Source organism: Mesobacillus sp. MER 48 (assembly GCF_023714225.1).
Classification (GTDB): Bacteria; Bacillota; Bacilli; order Bacillales; family Cytobacillaceae; genus Mesobacillus; species Mesobacillus oceanisediminis_A.
In genome coordinates this window covers 621,316-641,188 of the sequence record NZ_JAMAUR010000001.1, presented here as the reverse complement: position 1 = coordinate 641,188, position 19,873 = coordinate 621,316, and the positions used below count along the sequence as shown (strand labels likewise).

Genomic DNA, 19,873 nt, shown 5'->3' with positions numbered 1-19,873 from the left:
GTGTGTCAATGACCCATTATCCCCAATTTTCACAACTGCCGGATGACGAAGCAGAGATGATCCAAAAGATCAGAATTGAAACGGCTAAAAAAAACCTGGACAATATCTCAAGAACACAAGCCTATCTGGATTTCTATCTGGAATATCCCGAGATGATTTGGTCCTTCCTTGCAAGCATGGTATCCAGGAATGGTGGCTATAATATGTGCGACCTGGAAGGTGACTGGTTTCCGAGAATGCTTGCTCCTGCTATCCGCAAACGATTATTCCTCACATATGAACGGGCGAATTGGCTGATTTTTCGTGATGCATATGCACAGCTGCTCTTGTACTCTTATTCGACGAAAAAAAGCACCCCAATGTTTCACTTGCTTCAATTTCTTGATGTATCGGCCTTTATGGAGAAAGAGTGGAAGGAATTTTGGAAGTATGGAGATAAAAGAAGGCTCATGGTCGCATTAATTATCAACGAACAAAATGTGATACAGGAGCCGGTAATCAAAGAACCGGTATATAAGAGAAGAGTTTTCAATACGTCAATGTTTTCTTTTGAAGATCACCTGCATTTCAGTACAGTCCTCTTTCCTACTTGTGAAGGTGAGCTGTACGGAGCAAGCGTTAATGGTTTCAAATTCATCAGCAAAAGGATCAATCTGGGAAAGAGGCTGGCATCCATACTATTTCACCCCGGGTATTACCCCTCATTTCTTGAATTCGCATTAAATACGGAACATACGGCATCCAGACATGATTACGAGAAATACTTCCAAAATCACAAAAAGCGGGACACGCCCTTCCTTAGAAGTACCTATCCAATCATCCTCCATCATTTTCGTGATCAGGGTGACTGGTATAGACAGCGAAAGTTTCACCGGGAATGGATCAATCCAGAAACCAAACATAGGCATCCTATCCATCTGACAGATTGGTATAAGAAAAAGCAAAAACAGCTGCATGCTTTAATAACGGTTAAAGAATTGTTTACCCCAGATTAATGCGGACAAATAAAAAAGCAAGGAATCCCTTGCTTTTTCTCATCATTCAGCCGGGCGGTTAGGTCCTTCAAGCTTTTTGTCACCATAGCCAGCTTTTTTCTCTGCCGTTTTATTCGGCTGCTGCGCGGTTTTACGTTGTTTTTTATTCATGTGAACACCTCCCGACCTTAGTTTGTTCATTTGTTCGGTTTTCATACGATTTGTCCATGTCGAAGGCTGTAAAGTTCACTGCTGAAAAACACTTTGTTTGCCGAATCCCTTCTAGTTTTGTCAACCATGAAGGAGGTTAAGTCCGAGGGGAGAATTTTACAATCAAGAGACTGGGATTCTATAAGGAAAGATTCATCGTCGTGCACCGGGTTCATTCTGCCAGACCTTAAAATACCAAGTTAGGAGAGATGATCATGAAGCCAGGAATTGAAAGGGAGGAGTTTTTAGGGATGTTGACTGAAATGGCCCTCTGCCTTGAAGAAACTGACATGAATTTGCATGAATCTTTGCAGGGAGTCCGGGAAAAAATGTACAAGGCCCATTCAGTACATTTAGAAAAAACAAGCATGCTTCTGGATAAAGTGGAAGGGGAAATTCTGCAAGCCCTTAATTCCTCAATACTGCCGATAAACGAGCAAGCCTCTTTAAAACTTGAAATGAGTTTTTAAAATATAATAGAATAGATTCAACATGAAGCAGCTTTTGCCATGAAAGCTGTTTTTTTTGTGGCTCTGTTAAAGCTGATTATTGATTGTTAAACCCTGTTGATTGTAGTGGAAGGCGCGTAGACTCCTCCGAAAATGCTATCGCATTTCCATCGTGCGTGGGCTGAATCGAGGAAGCTAATCAATGTCCTGCGGGCGCAGCTGGTCAGGTGAGACCCCGCAGGAGCAAAGCGACGAGGAGGCTCAGCGCCAGCCCCAAGGAAGAATTGCTTATGAAAAAGACGGCAGTTGGTCTTTTTCATATTCTTCCAACGGAAAGCGAAGCGCCTGGAACGGAAATCAACAGCCAATGTTAACAGAGTCCTTTTTGTATGGATCGCCCTGAAAAGCATACAGAAGACATGAAAAGAGCAGCGGAACTAGCTGCTTCATAAAATTGAACCAGAGAAAGCGTGATTAACTTGGAAACTGACCAAAATCTTATTGCATTATCTGAAAGGTTGCTTGTGAACCTGGAATTTGCTCATCAACGATTTCAACATTCAAAAGAAAAGCGAGTAAGAGGCGATTTTCATGAAGAAGTAAAGCCGTTTGCTGATGAGGTAAAGGGGACAACAGATACATGGAGGAAAGCAGCGTCCTATTGGGTAGGTCAGAACAGGCCGAAAAACCTTCATGTCAACCAGATTGAAACGGCCGCAGACTATCTGGAAGTCATTTCTGTACAGGCATTTTTTCCGGAAACAAGCAAAAAGCGATTCCTTGATCAACTACAATCAGTGGAATTCATCCTCAAGAGTCTGATCATTGCGGTTAACCAAACAGGCAGCCAAAAATAAAGAAGCACCAGAGCATTTGAACTGCACCTCGATTGTCAGCCAAGCCGGCAATAATGGGGGCGGTCCAAATATTCTGGTGCTTCAACTTTTTTAGATGGTCATTTCTTTCTGATCTTCGGGAATGAAAGCTCCTAGCAATTCCAGCTCACGAACAAGGTTCCGGTATTCCAGAATGGTGATCTCATTCTGAATATACGACTTTTTTGTAAAATCAAGCAATTCATTTACATGTTCCGGAGTGTATTCTTTTGTCTGGGCAAATAGATTCTTCAGTTCGTGAACGTTCATTTTTCATCCTCCTCCATCATTTGAGTCCATACTATCATGAAAAAGGAAGAGTCATTTATTTTTCAAAAATTGAAACTTCCGACAACATATTTCATTCTTAGACAAAACCGGAAGCCTTTTCCAACACTTTCACCCATTGGGCGGTTTGATCATATACTATCGTAATGAATTATTGGAGGAGGATGTTCGCCATGTTTGGCCGCAGAAATAAGACGAATGCCTACCAGCCCCAGTGGTGGGTGAATCAATACAGTCAAGACCCTTACCTATATAATGGGAACAATCACAATTTGAACCGGCAGCAACCGCTCCCTCAACCATATAACACACCATATTGGAATGCCATGCCGGGGAACTGGCAAAACCAATATTCTCCGCAAGGTTACCCTGTGAATCCTTATATCCAGGGGAACCCTCAGTGGAATCAGCCATACCCAATTGCCGAGAGCAAAAATAACTACCCGAAAATGCTTTTTCAAAATCCGCTAGAACCTGAAGATGACCCTATTTATGGTTACTATAACCCGCAGGCTGATTATCAGAATTATAACCCATATCCCCAAAATGCTTTTATGCCAAAGCAGCCATCAGGCATGCAGTCGATCATGAATTCGTTTAAAAGCCAGGATGGAAACCTGGATATCAATAAGATGGTCGATACAGCTGGCCAGATGATGAATGCAGTGACCCAGGTTTCATCACTTGTCAAGGGACTCGGCGGAATGTTCAAAGTCTAAAAAACAAGCAGGCACTTATGCCTGCTTGTTTTCGTTAAACAACTATTCATCAATAAAAATATCAATTTTCTTTCCCTGTTTTTTAGCGATTTTAATTTCAAGCAATCCATTGCGATAGGAAGCACGTGTCTTTTTATCATTTATAGGATGAGCAAATGGAATTGTCCGGCTAAACTGCCTGGAGGAGGCCATATGCATTTCTGTTTTTGCGATATCGTTGATTTCTGAAGTCATTTCGGTTTTATTTACAAGGATCGTCAGCGAGTTGTTGATGACATCAATCGAGATATCCTCTTTTTTGATCCCTGGCAATTCTGCGGTCACAACATATTCGCTCACTGTTTCATTTACTCGTACACCGAGGGATGTCTGGGCTAAGGGTTGCCTGAAAAAATCATCAATGCTTTGCAGGAAACCTTTGACAGGCTTCTCCTGCATCAACTGGTTCATTGATTTGAACCACTGTTCGAGAGTTTCATGTTTTTTTGGGCGATCAGGATGGTTGGTTGCCATCTTCTCACATCCTCCTCTGCAAAAATACTTATAATAGTCTATGTAGCATGGAATGTCCCTGTTCAAGAAGAGGGTATCTTTCAAATAAATGCACTTTCAACAGTTCGCCGTACTTTTTTGAACACTTTGTGAAAAATGCATTTAGTGTGATTTAGGTCACATAACCGATTTTTCAACCTCTGTATGCTGAAACAGTAAATAAAGCAGAAAAGGGGAATACACATATGTTTTGTTACCAATGTGAACAAACGCCAACAGGAGGATGTAAAGTTGTTGGTGTATGCGGAAAAGATGAAACAATCGCAAGTCTTCAGGATACGATCATTTTTGCACTGAAAGGCATTGCAGCCTATAGAACCCATGCGAATCAGCTTGGATTCACGGATCCGTTCGTAGATGCAACGACCCACGAAGCATTATATATGACGTTGACTAATTCAAACTTTAATGTCCAGGAACATATTGATATGGCGATGAAGGTGGGCCAATCAGCTGTACGCGTGATGGAAATGCTTGATGAGGCGCACACTAGCCGCCTTGGCATCCCTCAGCCTGTAAAGGTAAGCCAGAACAAGATAGAAGGCAAAGCGATCGTTGTTACGGGGCACAATCTATTCGCGCTTGAAGAATTGCTGAAGCAAACAGAAGGCAAAGGTATCAATATTTACACGCACTCTGAGATGCTCCCTGCTCACGGTTATCCAGCCTTGAAAAAATATCCTCATCTTAAGGGTAATATCGGGAAGGCTTGGTTCGACCAGCGCCGTCTGTTTGAAAAATTCCCTGGGGCAATCCTGGCAACGACTAATTGCGTGATGCCAATCAAGGGTTCCTATGCAGATCGTATGTTTACATACGAAGTTGCCGGTCTTGAAAATGTAAGGAAAATTGAAAATGAAGATTTCTCCATACTGATCGAAAGAGCATTGGAGCTTCCAGAGGCTAACATGGAATCGGAAGAAACATTGGTGACTGGCTTCCATCACGAAACAGTGATTGGTCTGGCTCCTGAAGTCATAGAAGCAGTCAAATCAGGAAAAATCAAGCGTTTCTTCGTGATTGCCGGTTGTGATGCACCGGGAAAAGGCGGAGAATACTACCGCGAGCTTGCAACATCCCTTCCTCCAGAAGCGGTCATCCTGACAACTTCTTGCGGCAAGTTCCGTTTCAATGATGTCGATTATGGGGTAGTGCCTGGAACGAACATCCCTCGATATCTGGATCTTGGACAGTGCAATAACTCCGTATCTACAGTTAAAATTGCCAAGGCACTTGCGGATGCTTTTGAATGTGATGTAAACGAATTACCGGTGAGTATTGTCCTTTCCTGGTTCGAGCAAAAAGCGGTCGCAATCCTGCTTGGACTTTTCAGCCTTGGAATCCAGGACATCCGCATCGGGCCAAAGCCCCCTGAATTCATTTCCAATGGCGTGATGGAGGTCCTGCAGGAAACATTCAACCTGAAGCTGATCACATCTGCCCAGGAAGACTTGGAAACAATGATGGGTCTAAGCAAGACAGAATAACAGATTTAACGCCCGGGGCTAACTGCCTCGGGCGTTTTCATGCAGGTGAACTTATTAGACTAGCTCGTCCAGCAATACATCAGGATCCAAGATCATATTCCCGGCTGAATCAGTGGAAATTAGATTGTCTTTTTTCATTTTGGTCAGCGTCCTGCTGACCGTTTCCCTGGTGGTGCCAATCATATTGGCCAGGTCCTTGTTCGTGAAATCCGTCTTTAACAAAACAGTGCCATTTTCCTGCTTGTCTCCGTGAAGCTCACCCATCCTGATCAAAAGCTTAATGATTTGTTCGTAGGTGTTATTAAGGATTTGGGCTTCAAGTCTTTCCTGGAGGTCAACGATTTTCTCGCCAAGCACCTTGAATACCTTGATGCTTAAATGAGGGTTATCGACCAGCACCTTTTCGAATTGTGAAATTGGGACAACGACAAGGCTTGCTTCCTCCAATACCTCCGAATACCCTGGATAACCGCCTTTCCTGAAAAAGCCTACATGAGGGAACATTTCACCTTTTTTTAGGATAGCGACGATTTGCTCGCGGCCATTGGCATCACTTTTATAGACTTTTACCTTGCCTTCATTGATGAAATAAACATTTTCCAGCGGGTCATCCTGCATGAAGATATGGCTGTGTTTCTTCCACTGCCGCGAAATGGATATATCGACGATCTTGTCTAATTCATGGTCCTCAAGGTCCCTGAACAATGAGAATCTTGCCAGCACATTTTTTATTTCATTCTTTTCCAAAAGAAACACCTCTATATAAGCTGTAGTCCATTCTATTATTTTAGCAAAACGGGACCATAAATAACATAAGGGATTTCGCAGCCAGACAGTGAATAGAAATGTGAATGCCAAAAACTAGCAGTCTGGTCACAATAATTTTTCTTTTGTAACGAACGTTTATTCGCTAAAATAGAGTTAATGAGGTGAACGTGATGAAATTCAGGAAAAACATGCAAGAGATTTTGCAAGATTTAAAGGTTAGTGAATCGGTAAAGAAAAATATTGTCCACTGGCACACGATTGAGGAGAAAGAAGCCAGGACGGAAGACATGCCGGAAAATTTAAGCGGGATCCTGGAAAATGCACTCCAAAGGCGCGGGATATCCCGATTATATACACACCAAAAATCATCTTACGAACAAATCATGAGAGGACAAAGCATCGTTGCTGTCACACCGACAGCCTCGGGGAAAACGCTGTGCTATAATCTGCCCGTCCTGCAGTCAATCATCGATGATCCGAATGCAAGGGCTCTATACATGTTCCCGACAAAAGCTCTTGCCCAGGACCAAAAGAGTGAAATCAATGAATTGATCCAGGAGGCGGAACTTTCGATTAACAGCTATACATATGATGGCGACACACCAGCCAATATCCGTCAGAAGGTGAGAAGGGCAGGACACATCGTCATTACGAACCCGGATATGCTCCATTCAGCAATCCTGCCGCATCATACGAAATGGGTCTCGCTTTTTGAGAATCTTAAGTATGTGGTCATCGATGAACTGCATATTTACAGAGGAGTTTTTGGCAGCCATGTGGCAAATGTCATCAGGAGGCTGAAAAGGATCTGCAAATATTACGGTAGTGATCCTGTTTTTATCTGTACTTCCGCGACCATTGCCAACCCGCTGGAATTGGCTGAGGGATTGACCGAGAAAGAGATGATTTTAATTGACAATAATGGTGCGCCTTCAGGAAGGAAGCACTTCTTATTTTATAATCCGCCAGTCGTCAATATTCCGCTGAATGTCCGCAGGAGCGCGACACTTGAAACAAGAAAGCTTGCAGGAGAATTCCTGAGGAACAGGATCCAGACCATCGTCTTTGCGAGAAGCAGGGTGAGGGTGGAAATCCTGCTTACCTACCTTCAGGAGCTGGTCAAGCATAAGCTTGGCCCCAAAGCTATCAGGGGATACAGAGGCGGCTATCTGCCTACGGAAAGGCGTGAGATAGAAAAAGGTCTGCGTTCCGGCGAGATTTATGGTGTTGTCAGCACCAATGCGCTTGAATTGGGTGTCGATATCGGACAGCTTCAGGTATGTATCATGAACGGGTATCCGGGTACGATCGCAAGTGCCTGGCAGCAGGCAGGACGGGCGGGCAGGCGGCATGGGGAGTCTGTGGTCATCATGGTGGCAAGCTCAAGCCCGCTGGACCAGTATGTCATCCAAAATCCCGATTACTTCTTCAATCGCAGTCCAGAGACAGCGAGAATCAACCCAGACAACTTGATTATCCTGATCGATCACATCAAGTGTGCGTCCTATGAATTGCCATTTAAAAAGGGGGATACTTTCGGTGCGGCGGAAATTGAAGAAATCCTTGAATATTTGACGGAGGAGCGAATTCTTCATCAGAATGGCGACAAGTGGTACTGGATGAATGATGCCTTTCCCGCCCATAACATCAGTCTCCGTTCAGCGTCACAGGAAAATGTCGTGATCATCGACCAAACAGATGTTGCAAATGTAAGGGTAATCGGCGAGATGGATACATTCTCTGCCATGACATTATTGCATGAAGAAGCGATCTATCTCCATCAGGGAATACAATTTCAGGTGGAGAAGCTTGACTGGGAGGAAAAGAAGGCGTTTGTGCGTGAAGTCGATGTCGATTATTTTACAGATGCGAACCTCGCCGTCCAGCTCAGTGTTCTGGAGGAAGATAAACACAGGGGCAATGAAGAAACGGAAATCGGTTATGGAGATGTAAGTGTAAGGGCTATGGCCACAATCTTCAAGAAAATCCGATTTGAGACTCATGAAAATATAGGATCGGGACCAATTTTTCTTCCGGAAGAAGAGCTGCATACTAGCTCAGCATGGATTTCCCTTAATAAAGAGCTTTCCGAGTTTGCTGATGACCGCCTGGAGGAAGGGTTGATCGGTACATCCCAGGCGCTGAAGCATATCGCTCCATTATTCGTGATGTGCGACCCATCTGATGTCCATGTCGTCCCGCAGGTGAAGGCGGCGCATAATGAAAAGCCAACGATTTTCTTTTATGACCGTTATCCAGGCGGAATAGGCCTGAGTGAAAAAATTTATTCAGGAATCGAGGAAATCTTGAAGCAGACGAAACAGATGGTCCTTAACTGCCAGTGCTCAGATGGGTGCCCATCATGTATCGGGACGGATACAACATCGATTCATTCAAAAAAAGATGTGGTGAAATTGTTGAATCTTTTCCTTGAAGCCGCAATCTAGGAAGGAGGGGGAAAATGAGTTTAAAGAACAAATTGAACAGGCTGAAGCCACATATCAAGAGTGGCACAGATAACCCTGGACCGCTTGCAGCCAGCAGCACCATCCCGGAGAACGAAAACGCGGACGGTAAATCGGCACCAGACATCCCATTTCTCGATATCTGGGAGAAGGAACATGTTACCCCCTTCTATTTTGATGGCGAATACTGTCTGGTCAGGGAGGTTGTTTATCCGCTTGACCACAAACATGGCCACTATCAATTCAGTGATCTGCTTGAGGCTGTCTCCCTGTGGAATCAGGAACAGACCAATCATCCTCTTTCCGCCTCGGGCCATAGGGCAGGCGATTTAGTGTTTTTTGATACTGAAACAACGGGACTTGGCGGGGGAGCAGGGAATACGATATTCCTTTTAGGCCATGCGAGTGTTTCCGGTGATTGTGTAAAACTTAAACAGCATATCCTGCCAAGCCCTGGCGCAGAAGTAGCGCTATATCAGAGTTTTTTGGAAAATGCCGACTATACGACCCTGGTTACCTACAATGGGAAGGCTTTCGATTGGCCGCAAGTCAAAACCAGGCACACCCTTGTCCGTGACCATGTCCCAAAACTGCCATCGTATGGACATTTTGACTTGTATCATGCCGCCAGAAGAATGTGGAAGCATAAAATCGAACGAATGAAACTTAGCATCGTCGAACAGGAGGTATTGGGTCTTGAGCGGAAAGACGATATCCCAGGCTTCCTGGCACCGATGATTTATTTTGACTTCCTCGAGAGGAAGGACCCCGAGGGATTGCTCGGGGTCATCAGGCACAATGAAACAGATATTCTGTCACTGCTGACCCTTTATACACATTTAACCTTCCAGATACTCGGCCGTGACCAATCACAGACAGCAGAGGAAACATACGAGGTTGGACGCTGGTTTTCCTACCTTGGCGATACTGACAAAGCAAAGCAGGCTTTCACTGGACTATTGGATGAGGGCAATGATCAGGCAGTTTCTGCAAAGCACGCACTTGCTTTCGAACATAAAAAGCATAAGGAATGGCAGAATGCCGTTCCGTTATGGAAAGAAAGTGCGGAGAAGGGCAGCAATAAGCAGAGGAGAGAAGCATGCATCGAACTGGCCAAGCATTTTGAACATCGGGAGCGAAATTTCGAAATGGCTTTGAGGTATTGCCGGCTTGCTGAAGAGCATATTATCCAGGGAAAGCTGGCAACAAAAAAAGACATGATTTTTAAGGAAGAGCTCGAAAAAAGGATCCAGAGAATTTCCCGGAAAGCATTTCCCGGGCAAGCGCAAAATTCGTCAAATTGACCCTGTTTCAACAGGTTTCGCCAGGTTTTTTTCAATTGTAACAAAATTTTAACATTTAAATGCGCAAAACCTGTATTATCCTGTTGTATGTATGGTTCCGACATTGTAAAATGTAAAATTGTATGGTGTTAAAATCAATATAATTTTACGGGGCTGGTAAGATGTATAAAGCGGTTTTAGTTCTCTATTTTGTTGTCATCACTCTTATTGCTGTACTATTCAGCGGACTGAAGGACAACTTTTACACATTCCTTTAATAGATTAATAGGCGCTTGTATTGAAGAGAAACTTGAAAAAATAGGTGTTTTCATTAGTACAAGACGCATGACTCCTTCATAGGCTGTTAATGTAAAGAATAAGTCTAAACGAAAGGAGTTATGCACTATGTACTGCAAGCCAACCAATGTTTTGCCAACAGTAGTTCATCCTACTAAATGCTGTGTGAACCATAATTTTGTCAACAATGTGGTTCCGCATGTTCATCCATCACATACTACAAATGTAAATCACATCAATTATGATCATGTCCATTACTTCCCGCATACAGAATCAACAGTGAACCAGGTTACAAACCAGAACTTTTATGGCGGACCTGGTCCGGTTCCAGGCGGAGTAGCTCCAGTTGGTCCTGTTCCACGCCCAGGATTCGGCGGTCCAATGGGATATGGACCGGGAATGGGATTCCGCAGATAATAAATGCAACAAGGGCTGAACAGCCCTTGTTTTTTTAAGATGGCTGTTTTCGTAATGATTGTTGTTAAAATCCTAAAGCCGATTTTAACGTATGATTAGGCATTTTGCTGGTCGGTATCTAGTTTGCAAGCTCTTTACTTGTCTAAATCGTCCATTTAGCGAAGTTACCTAGGTCATTCAATGCATTTTTACAGCAAATAGCTACAAAGTTTTAGAAAAGAGCCTTTAAGATTAAAAGGTGTTATATAAATCGCCTAAAGGGAATAACTTCAATATGACAAAGATAATTCAAAGGAGTCAACCATGGTTAAAGTAGCCGCGATATCCGGGTATAAACCTTTTGAACTCGGGATATTCCAGCAAGACCATCCGGCAGCTGAATACATAAAAACAGCAATAAAGAAAACTTTAGTGCCACTGATCGAGGACGGCCTTGAATGGGTGATGATCAGCGGCCAGCTTGGTGTCGAATTATGGGCTGGCGAGGCCGTATTCGATCTTCAGGAAGACTATCCCGAACTTAAGCTGTCAGTATTCACGCCCTTTCTCAACCAGGAGGAAACCTGGAAAGACGCCAATAAGGAATGGTATGAATCTGTATTGGCTGGAGCTGATCATGTGGATTCGATTACCAAAAAGCCATATGAGAAGCCGTGGCAATTCAGGCTGAAAAATCAATTTTTTATTGAGAAAAGCGACATGCTGATATTGCTATATGATCCGGAAAAAGAAGGCAGTCCAAAATTCATTTACGAAACTGCGAAAAAGTATCAGGAAACACATCCATATGATACTCAGCTGATCACTTTATATGATCTGCAAATGGCCGTAGAAGAAGAACAATTAAGACAGCAGGGATTTTAATTAAAGAATCTGAAATGCTTGAAGCAAATTAATGATCAGTTGAATGTGATGGCTTCCGCGGAAAGCGAAGCACCTGGAACGAAAATCAACATCCTTAATTAACAAAAAACACAAGAAAATTGACAAATCCCGATGTTTTTGAAAAAATGAATGTGAAGATAGGGGTATATTGAGGTGAATGGAATGCTATCCGATAAAATACAATTAACTGCTAAAGATATTTTAGAAAAAGAATTCAAAACAGCAATGCGCGGCTACAAGCCAGAAGACGTAGATAAGTTTCTGGATACGATCATCAAGGATTATGAAATGATGCAACAGGAGATTGAAGAACTGCAGCAGGACAATCTCCGCCTGAAGAAACAGCTTGATGAGGCATCACGCCGCCCAAGTACACAGGCAGCTGGAACAACTAATTTTGATATCCTTAAAAGGTTATCGAACCTAGAGAAGCATGTGTTTGGAGATAAACTTTACGATTAATCCAGATTCTGCCGGTTTTTGAAATGTATTACCATTGCTTTTCATCCTGAACTTACATATAATATTTTTTGTAGCTGTTAATAACGTTCGGGTAATCGCTGCAGTTCTGCTGCAGAGGAAAGTCCATGCTCGCACAGGCTGAGATGCCTGTAGTGTTCGTGCCTGGCCAATTCATAAGCCAGGGCAGTCGGGCTCACGCCTGGCTGACGGCCGGGAAAATGCCTAAGTCGGCGACGATATGGCATGAATACCTATAAAAGTGCCACAGTGACGGAGCCTTCCAAGAAATTGGAAGGGTGGAACGAGGTAAACCCCACGAGCGAGAAACCCAAACGATGGTAGGGGCACTTTCCCAGAGGAACTGAACAAAGGGAAGGACAGATGATTATTCATCTGTAGATAGATGATTACCGCCGGAGTACGAGACTTTTGGTCGTTTGCAGTACGATGGTACAAAACATGGCTTACAGAACGTTATTAATGGGTTTGTATGAGTGTTTATTAAAGCTCTCCTTTTGCCAGGAGAGCTTTTTTTATGTATATTAAAGGTTATTGGGCAATTTAATAATTGGATTCATAAGTATATTGGATATAAAGGGTGAAACGATGAAGAATTTTGATATTATAGCAACCTCTGCTATGGGACTCGAAGCCATTGTTGCAAAGGAAGTGCGCGATCTTGGATACGAATGCCAGGTTGAAAATGGGAAAATTGCCTATAAAGGTGATGCACGCGCGATTGCAAGAAGCAATATGTGGCTCCGTACTGCCGACAGGGTCAAAATAAAAATTGGAGAATTTAAGGCATATACTTTTGACGAGCTCTTTGAAAAAACAAAGGCACTTCCATGGGAAGAATTTTTACCGGAGAATGCTGAATTCCCTGTTTCGGGCAAATCTGTTAAATCCAAGCTATTCAGCGTATCCGACTGCCAGGCAATTGTAAAAAAAGCTGTAGTTGAACGCTTGAGAACATCGTATAAAAAGACTGGCTGGTTTGAAGAAAACGGCCCTTTATTCAAAATTGAAGTGGCTCTGCTTAAAGATGTTGCTACAATAACAATCGATACAAGCGGCAGCGGTCTCCATAAGCGGGGATACAGAACAGGCCAGGGGGAAGCTCCGTTAAAGGAAACATTGGCTGCAGCCTTGGTCATGCTCACAAACTGGAATCCGGACAAGCCATTCGTCGATCCTTTTTGCGGTTCTGGAACGATCCCGATTGAAGCTGCTTTAATCGGACAGAATATCGCGCCGGGCTTCAATCGGGAATTCATATCGGAAGGCTGGGGCCTTATTCCCGATACAGTCTGGGAGGAAGTCAGGTTGGAAGCAGAAGATCTTGCGAATTATGACCAGCCGCTGGATATCAGTGGAATGGATATCGACCACAGGATGGTTAAGATTGCTGAGGAAAATGCTTTTGAAGCAGGTCTTGGTGATTTGATTTCCTTTAAGCAAATGCGAGTCCAGGATTTCACGACAAAAAAGGAGTATGGTGTTATTGTCGGAAACCCTCCATACGGCGAGCGCCTAGGTGAAAAGAAAGCTGTTGAAGAGATGTACAGTCAAATGGGACAAGCCTTTGCTCCGCTTGATACCTGGTCCATTTATATGCTGACCTCAAACGAGAACTTTGAACAAGTGTATGGAAAGCCAGCAACAAAGAAACGCAAGCTATTCAACGGCTTCATCCGTACAGACTATTACCAGTACTGGGGTAAACGCCCGCCACGGGCTAGTAAGGATGAATTATAATTTACCACAATAAAAAATGCGTTCCTCCTGTTTTGGACAGGGGGATTTTTTTCTTTGAGTTCCAAGAATAATTCAACGCTTTTTTGAATACAATAAATCCATATTTGCATAGAATGGAGGGATGGCAATGAATTATTCTTTTATCGATTTCCAGCGTATTTCAAAGGCACTTTCTTCTAGTAATGAGGCTTTGCGTAATGAATTCCCTTCTGACGATGTCCAATCGGCGGAATTGCAAGAAGCAGAAAATAACCTTCGTCAAGCATTGTCATTTGGCCTTTCAACTTCTAAATAAAAGGCTGTTTTCGTAAAGATTGTTGTTAAAATCTTAAAGCCGATTTTAACGTGCTATAAAGCCATTTTGGAGTTCGCTTTTAAGTGTGCAAGCTCTTTTCTCATACTAAGCTTGAATTTTATAAAGAAAACTAGGTCATTCAATTCCCTTTTGTAGTCAATAGCAACAAAGTTTGAGAAAAGAGCCAAATAAAAAGCAAAGAAACGCTTGGAATAACAAGCGTTTCTTTTATTGGTCCCATTTAAAATCCCTGCAGCAGTCTTTTTCCATCCTCTGTCATCCGGTCAGGTGTCCAGGCAGGCTCCCATGTCAATTGGACATCAGCGTGGTCAATTTCCTCCATTCCCTGAACACAATACTTAATTCCGCTGGCAATGCTGTCATGCAAAGGACAGCCTGGAGTCGTCAAGGTCATCAGAATTCTTGCAGTGCGTGGTTCCGGAACGTCAATATCATAAATCAGCCCCAAATCCACAACATTGATGTTTAATTCAGGATCATAGACGGTCTTTAAGTTTTCCCTGATTTTATTTTGTAAATCTGTCATCTTGAACTCCTCCTTAAATCGTTAACACTTTGGCTATGATATAGCTGAACAAAATACCTGCCATTAGAATCAAGCTTTGGGCAATATAGAAAATTGGCATCAGCTGGACAAAGAATGAGACGATTAACAGCACTGTTCCACCCGTGAACAAAGTGAAAAGTGGAAGTGCCAGCTTTTCATCCATCATATCTTTTAAGGCAGGTACTCGCTTTTTGCCGATTTCTTTGCTGTATTTATGAGTCCACCAGAGAAATGGCACGATTTTGTACAAGTATCCGATGATGCTGAATGCAATCCAGGCGATTAAATACAATAATAGAATGGGACCGGCGGTTTTTAACAGCAAATTTGCTGAACTGGCCATAAAAGCGGCCAGGTGGATTGCTGCCCCGCAGCCAATCGCAAATAAAGCGAACATGAATGGGCGATCGAGCTTCCTTTTCACGCGTTTATCGATGATTTTTTTAACATGCCAGGTGAAAGCTAAAAATCCAGAAAGCAACAACAGCGTTCCAAGGATTTCCAGTAAATGGCTGCCTGTAAAGAATGACGCAACCATCATGATGATTCCGGCCAGGTAAAAGGTGAATACATAGGCTGCCGGCTTCATGGTAAATCCATGGGCAAGTGAGAACATTGGTACCATTTTATAAGAGAATCCAAAAATCAGCAGTGAGAACCATCCGACAGTGCCCAATAGAATGTGTGTCTTGAAAATGGCCTGGTAATATTCTGATGCATAGCCGGTTTTCATGCTGATTACCAGTGTGATTCCCAATGTGATGGTCAGCAGGAGTGAAAATAAAGCGCTGCCGACAAACAATGTGAGTATATTGGGTTTTGCCTGGCTTCTCAGGGTCATGAACATTTGAACAAGGAACATCAGGATTCCTGTCAAGGTCATGATTCCGGGAATAAGGGCATCCTGTGGACGAAGATAAAGTACTGTCGCAAATGTCAGGATTCCCAGGGCGGTAACGGTAAATTGCCAGAATCCGAATTTTTCGCTCCAGATAGGCGTCAGGAAAGCGACAGGCACAAGCTGGTACATAGCGCCCATTGCAACCATCAATGCCCATCCAAGGACAAATAAATGGGCAGCAGACCAAATGGCCGGCAAACGGAATGTGCCTGTTATCAGCATGTCGCCGTTCAGCAGGATCAGCAGCTGTGAAGATATCAATGCAAGCATGCTGAAAAAAATGAACGAAAAAGGAAGCTTAATATTTGTCTCGTTGCCTCTGCTTTGCTGAAACATTTAAATCACCCCGCTTTTCGGGAAATCGTCACACGGTAACTTCCGTCTTCCTGTTGTTCTGTCAAATAAAGGTACCCCAGTTCATCCAGCTGCTCGAACAGAAACATAGGTCGACGGTCATTTATGATGGTCAGTGTCTGTCCCTCATCAAGCTCCTCCAGTGCAGCGAGGGTCCGCATCATTGGCTGAGGCGGCTCTAGCCCTCTATTATCAAGTACCATCTTATTTTCCTCCCGTTTTGGTGAAAATGATTTTATAATGTTTAGCTTCAATTTTTTCAACCTCATGGTCAAACCCTTTTGCCCTTAAAACTCCATAGAGGGGAACAGGCTTGAAGGGGGCATGAAGCACAAGCACATCGTTCAAGTTCAACTCCCCAATCGCCTCCATGATTTTCTGGAAAGGCTCCAGCTTGTTATTGATATCTTCTCTGACATCCAGTTCAATCGTTTTTTGTTCCATTGGATTCCACTCCTCGATACGATAGTTGGTATAGTTAAATGATAATCATTTTCAATATAAACTTCCGTGATGTGAATCACTTAACAAGAGATTTTTTGCAAGTGGTCAAAATAATTCCTGATGCAATTTTTCATGGTCGATCAGGTAGGTGCCATCCATCTCAACACTTATAAATTCCTTCTTTTTTAAATAATTGATTGTCCTGCTGACGGTTTCGCGTGAGGTTCCAATCATGTTGGCGAATTCTTTATTAGTGAAATGGGTGGTCAATTTAAAGCCATGTTCCAGCTTTTCGCCATTTGTTTTGCAAAGCCTCAGCAAGAGCATAATGATTTGCTCGTACGTATTATGGAGGATTTGTTCTTCAAGACGAGCTTGCAAATCAATGATTTTTTCTCCCAGAACCCTGAATAACTTAATGGAAAGCTCGGGATAGGATACCAGGATTTCTTCGAATCTAGATATTGGCACGACAATCATTTGAGTGTCTTCCATCATTTCTGCATGTGCTGGATACTGGCCTTTTCTAAAGAAGCCGGCATGAGGGAACATTTCTCCAGTCTCCAGAACGGAAACTATTTGTTCTCTTCCGGATGAATCGGTCTTATAGATTTTCACCTTCCCTGAATGGATGAAGAACACACGGTCAAGCGGGTCCCCCTGCATGAACGCATACATTTTATTTTTAAAGAATCGTGGCTGGGCAATTTCAACGATCGGATCAAGTTCCTTTGGAGATAGTTCTTTAAAAATAGGAACTGCCTTTAATTGCTGCCTGATTTGGGATATATGCATATGAATCTGCTCCTTATTTCGGTTTAAGTTTCTACTATAGATTTTATCAACTGCAAAGTGAGTGCTAAGTGACCTGAATCATATTTTGAAGTTTTCTTGAAAATAATTCTCACTGCTGTGGGAAATATCACACCTGCTGCATGAGGTAGTTCACAAACTCCATTTTCATTTCGCTTTAAGCTTGGTATGTAAAACAAATTAGGAAGGGGATGCAGGGAAGATGGAAATCCAGCATGGGACATCCACAAAGGCAGTAGTCAAGAAAAATAGAAACTCACTGCTGAAATCTGTACTCATTATTACTTTATTATTAAGCTTTACAGTACTCCTGACAGGGGGTTACTGGATCTTTAAAGAAATGGCTCCGAGGCCGCTTGAAGTTACAAGCGAAAAAGGGGATGTCATTTTTACGAAAGATAGTATCGTAGGCGGCCAGGCGGTATTCCAGAAGTACGGCCTGATGGATTATGGAACAGTGTTGGGCCATGGGTCATATATGGGCCCAGACTATACGGCAGAAGCGCTTGAGATATACACTGAAGGTATGCAGGATTTCAGGTCTCAGGAAGAATATCAGAAGGACTTTAAAGATTTGAACAAGGATGACCAGACAATTATCCGGGAACGGGTCATGAAGGAAATGCGGGAGAATCGTTATGATCCGGATGAAGACCATTTGGTATTGACTGATGCACAAGTGTTCGGGCATCAAAAGGTAAAAGAGTTTTACCATACTATTTTTACGAAGGGTGATGATTGGGGCCTTAAGGCAGGCTTGATCCAGGAAAAGCATATGCCGGATGGAGAGCGTGCCTGGGTAGCTAAGGGTGACCAGATTGGACAGATCTCTGATTTCTTCTTCTGGACAGCGTGGTTATCAAGTACCCAAAGACCTGATGATAAAATCACTTATACAAATAACTGGCCATATTATGAAGACGCTGGAAACACAATGTCATTCTCGGCCGTCTGGTGGAGCGGTGCAAGCGTAACCTTATTGATTTTCTTTGTAGGCTTGATCCTGTTTGTTTTCTATCGCTATCATCTTGGTATGCAGGAGGCATATACCGAGGGCAACTTCCCTAAGATTGATTTGAAGAAGATGCCGCTGACTTCTTCGCAAAGGAAAACAGCCAAATATTTTGCGATTGTATCTGTTTTGTTCTTTGTCCAGTCCATGTTTGGTGCATTATTGGCACACTATTATATCGAACCTGACAGTTTCTTCGGGATGAAATGGGTCCATGACATCCTTCCATTTAACATCACGAAAGGTTTCCACTTGCAGCTTGCTATTTTCTGGATAGCGACAGCATGGCTTGGCATGGGAATTTTCGTGGCACCGCTTGTAGGAGGACATGAGCCGAAACGCCAGGGATTGCTTGTCGATATATTGTTCTGGGCATTGGTTGTACTTGTCGCTGGCAGCATGATTGGCCAATGGCTTGGTGCCAACGGTTACCTGGGCAACAATTGGTTCCTGCTTGGACATCAGGGATGGGAATATCTTGAACTTGGACGCATCTGGCAATTCATACTCGCTGTCGGCATGCTGATTTGGTTATTCATCGTATTCCGCGGCATCAAGAGCGGATTGAAGAGGGAGTCTGACAAAGGTGGCTTGATTCACCTGTTATTCTACTCGGCAATCGCAGTCCCGGCATTTTACTTCTTTGCTTTCATGATCAATCCGGGTACACATTATACTTTTGCCGACTACTGGCGCTGGTGGATCATCCATTTATGGGTAGAAGGAATTTTCGAGGTTTTCGCAGTCGTTGTCATTGGTTTCTTGATGGTGCAAATGAAGCTTGTGACAAAGAAATCGACTGTAAGGGCATTGTACTTCCAGTTGATCCTGCTGATGGGAGCAGGCGTCATCGGGATCGGTCACCACTACTATTACAACGGGTCAGCTGAAGTATGGATCGCATTGGGAGCAGTCTTTTCAGCACTTGAAGTCATTCCATTGACTCTGTTGATTTTAGAGGCGTATGAACAATATAAAATGATGCGTGACGGCGGTGTGGATTTCCCATACAAAGGCACGTTCTGGTTCTTGATTTCGGTAGCAGTTTGGAACCTTGTCGGTGCTGGTGTATTGGGCTTCCTGATCAACCTGCCGGCAGTCAGCTTCTTTGAACACGGACAGTTCCTTACTCCAACACATGGCCACGCTTCAATGATGGGCGTTTATGGCATGTTTGCAGGGGCGGTGCTGATCTACTCATTGCGTAATATCGTCAAGCCTGAAAAATGGAGCGATAAATGGGTCAAATTCATCGTCATCATGCTGAACGTCGGCCTGGCGGGCATGGTATTCCTATCCTTGCTTCCGGTTGGTTACCTTCAGATTAAAGAGGCTTTCTTTAATGGATATGCTGCTTCCCGTTCACCTGCATTCCTGCAGCAGGATACAGTCCAAATGCTGCTGACATTAAGGGCCATTCCGGACACGATTTTCTTGATTGGTGTTGCAGCCCTGGCAGTATTCAGCATTAAGGCGCTTTTCAATCTGAGAAAAGTAACCCACAAGGAAGAAGAAAAGCTTCCTGTTAAAGACCTTGCAGTCGAAGAAGAATAAACAAAGAAACCGCAAAGTGATATCGCTTTGCGGTTTCTTTACT

Annotated in this window: 21 protein-coding genes and 1 other RNA gene; 14 read left to right on the top strand and 8 right to left on the bottom strand. The window is 43.4% G+C overall.

Annotation, left to right across the window (positions count from 1 at the left end; translation table 11 throughout):
* The first annotated feature begins 8 nt into the window (after window positions 1-8).
* From M3593_RS03245 to M3593_RS03235, 3 genes are all read left to right on the top strand, one after another.
* Window positions 9-995, top strand: coding sequence for a DUF2515 domain-containing protein (locus M3593_RS03245; RefSeq protein WP_144481461.1), 987 nt, complete (start codon window positions 9-11; stop codon window positions 993-995).
* Between the two features lie 404 nt (window positions 996-1,399).
* Entirely contained in the window at window positions 1,400-1,654 is a 255-nt protein-coding gene (locus tag M3593_RS03240; RefSeq protein ID WP_251540654.1) for a hypothetical protein, read from the top strand.
* A 458-nt stretch (window positions 1,655-2,112) separates the two neighbouring features.
* Window positions 2,113-2,490, top strand: a complete 378-nt coding sequence (locus tag M3593_RS03235; protein ID WP_251540652.1) for a YppE family protein — start codon at window positions 2,113-2,115, stop codon at window positions 2,488-2,490.
* 90 nt (window positions 2,491-2,580) lie between these two features.
* Here M3593_RS03235 and M3593_RS03230 read toward each other — a convergent pair whose 3' ends face one another.
* Window positions 2,581-2,778, bottom strand: coding sequence for a YppF family protein (locus M3593_RS03230; protein ID WP_144481454.1), 198 nt, complete (start codon window positions 2,776-2,778; stop codon window positions 2,581-2,583).
* Between the two features lie 191 nt (window positions 2,779-2,969).
* On the opposite strand from M3593_RS03230, the gene M3593_RS03225 reads away from it, so the two are divergent.
* Window positions 2,970-3,515, top strand: a complete 546-nt coding sequence (locus tag M3593_RS03225) for a YppG family protein (protein WP_144481453.1) — start codon at window positions 2,970-2,972, stop codon at window positions 3,513-3,515.
* A 42-nt stretch (window positions 3,516-3,557) separates the two neighbouring features.
* On the opposite strand, the gene M3593_RS03220 is transcribed toward M3593_RS03225, so the two are convergent.
* Window positions 3,558-4,028 (bottom strand): Hsp20/alpha crystallin family protein, encoded by a 471-nt coding sequence (locus tag M3593_RS03220; RefSeq protein ID WP_144481452.1) that lies wholly within the window; start codon window positions 4,026-4,028, stop codon window positions 3,558-3,560.
* 224 nt (window positions 4,029-4,252) lie between these two features.
* Between M3593_RS03220 and hcp the strand changes: the two genes are divergently transcribed.
* Window positions 4,253-5,554 carry a hydroxylamine reductase gene (gene hcp, locus M3593_RS03215; RefSeq protein WP_144481451.1) on the top strand — a complete coding sequence of 434 codons (1,302 nt, stop codon included), beginning with the start codon at window positions 4,253-4,255 and terminating at the stop codon, window positions 5,552-5,554.
* Window positions 5,555-5,608: 54 nt separating this feature from the next.
* Here hcp and M3593_RS03210 read toward each other — a convergent pair whose 3' ends face one another.
* On the bottom strand, window positions 5,609-6,301 hold the full coding sequence (locus M3593_RS03210) for a Crp/Fnr family transcriptional regulator (RefSeq protein WP_144481450.1): 693 nt from the start codon (window positions 6,299-6,301) through the stop codon (window positions 5,609-5,611).
* Between the two features lie 191 nt (window positions 6,302-6,492).
* On the opposite strand from M3593_RS03210, the gene M3593_RS03205 reads away from it, so the two are divergent.
* The 8 genes from M3593_RS03205 to M3593_RS03170 all read left to right on the top strand — a co-directional run bounded on the left by M3593_RS03205 (window position 6,493) and on the right by M3593_RS03170 (window position 14,184).
* Window positions 6,493-8,769 (top strand): DEAD/DEAH box helicase, encoded by a 2,277-nt coding sequence (locus M3593_RS03205; protein ID WP_251540650.1) that lies wholly within the window; start codon window positions 6,493-6,495, stop codon window positions 8,767-8,769.
* Between the two features lie 14 nt (window positions 8,770-8,783).
* The gene (locus M3593_RS03200) at window positions 8,784-10,091 is read left to right on the top strand and encodes a ribonuclease H-like domain-containing protein (RefSeq protein ID WP_251540649.1); all 1,308 of its coding nucleotides are present in this window, start codon (window positions 8,784-8,786) and stop codon (window positions 10,089-10,091) included.
* A gap of 384 nt (window positions 10,092-10,475) precedes the next feature.
* The gene (locus tag M3593_RS03195) at window positions 10,476-10,784 is read left to right on the top strand and encodes a CotD family spore coat protein (protein WP_144481447.1); all 309 of its coding nucleotides are present in this window, start codon (window positions 10,476-10,478) and stop codon (window positions 10,782-10,784) included.
* Window positions 10,785-11,087: 303 nt separating this feature from the next.
* Window positions 11,088-11,648 carry an SLOG family protein gene (locus tag M3593_RS03190; RefSeq protein WP_144481446.1) on the top strand — a complete coding sequence of 187 codons (561 nt, stop codon included), beginning with the start codon at window positions 11,088-11,090 and terminating at the stop codon, window positions 11,646-11,648.
* A 183-nt stretch (window positions 11,649-11,831) separates the two neighbouring features.
* The gene (gene gpsB, locus M3593_RS03185) at window positions 11,832-12,131 is read left to right on the top strand and encodes a cell division regulator GpsB (RefSeq protein WP_144481460.1); all 300 of its coding nucleotides are present in this window, start codon (window positions 11,832-11,834) and stop codon (window positions 12,129-12,131) included.
* An 83-nt stretch (window positions 12,132-12,214) separates the two neighbouring features.
* Window positions 12,215-12,603: RNase P RNA component class B (gene rnpB / locus M3593_RS03180), an RNA gene on the top strand.
* A gap of 134 nt (window positions 12,604-12,737) precedes the next feature.
* Window positions 12,738-13,889 carry a THUMP domain-containing class I SAM-dependent RNA methyltransferase gene (locus tag M3593_RS03175; RefSeq protein WP_144481445.1) on the top strand — a complete coding sequence of 384 codons (1,152 nt, stop codon included), beginning with the start codon at window positions 12,738-12,740 and terminating at the stop codon, window positions 13,887-13,889.
* A gap of 127 nt (window positions 13,890-14,016) precedes the next feature.
* Complete coding sequence (locus M3593_RS03170; protein ID WP_186326895.1) at window positions 14,017-14,184, top strand: hypothetical protein; 168 nt, start codon at window positions 14,017-14,019, stop codon at window positions 14,182-14,184.
* A gap of 241 nt (window positions 14,185-14,425) precedes the next feature.
* Here the strand turns inward: M3593_RS03170 and M3593_RS03165 are convergent, their stop codons facing one another.
* From M3593_RS03165 to M3593_RS03145, 5 genes are all read right to left on the bottom strand, one after another.
* Window positions 14,426-14,731: a metal-sulfur cluster assembly factor gene (locus M3593_RS03165; protein ID WP_144480011.1), complete on the bottom strand. Its 306-nt coding sequence runs from the start codon at window positions 14,729-14,731 to the stop codon at window positions 14,426-14,428.
* Between the two features lie 13 nt (window positions 14,732-14,744).
* Window positions 14,745-15,989, bottom strand: coding sequence for a hypothetical protein (locus M3593_RS03160; RefSeq protein ID WP_144480009.1), 1,245 nt, complete (start codon window positions 15,987-15,989; stop codon window positions 14,745-14,747).
* A 5-nt stretch (window positions 15,990-15,994) separates the two neighbouring features.
* Window positions 15,995-16,210: a DUF2249 domain-containing protein gene (locus M3593_RS03155; RefSeq protein WP_144480007.1), complete on the bottom strand. Its 216-nt coding sequence runs from the start codon at window positions 16,208-16,210 to the stop codon at window positions 15,995-15,997.
* A 1-nt stretch (window position 16,211) separates the two neighbouring features.
* On the bottom strand, window positions 16,212-16,451 hold the full coding sequence (locus M3593_RS03150) for a DUF2249 domain-containing protein (protein ID WP_144480005.1): 240 nt from the start codon (window positions 16,449-16,451) through the stop codon (window positions 16,212-16,214).
* A 105-nt stretch (window positions 16,452-16,556) separates the two neighbouring features.
* Complete coding sequence (locus M3593_RS03145; protein WP_251540647.1) at window positions 16,557-17,246, bottom strand: Crp/Fnr family transcriptional regulator; 690 nt, start codon at window positions 17,244-17,246, stop codon at window positions 16,557-16,559.
* 220 nt (window positions 17,247-17,466) lie between these two features.
* Here M3593_RS03145 and M3593_RS03140 point away from each other — a divergent pair, with 220 nt between their 5' ends.
* Window positions 17,467-19,830 (top strand): nitric-oxide reductase large subunit, encoded by a 2,364-nt coding sequence (locus M3593_RS03140; RefSeq protein WP_251540645.1) that lies wholly within the window; start codon window positions 17,467-17,469, stop codon window positions 19,828-19,830.
* Window positions 19,831-19,873: the final 43 nt, after the last annotated feature.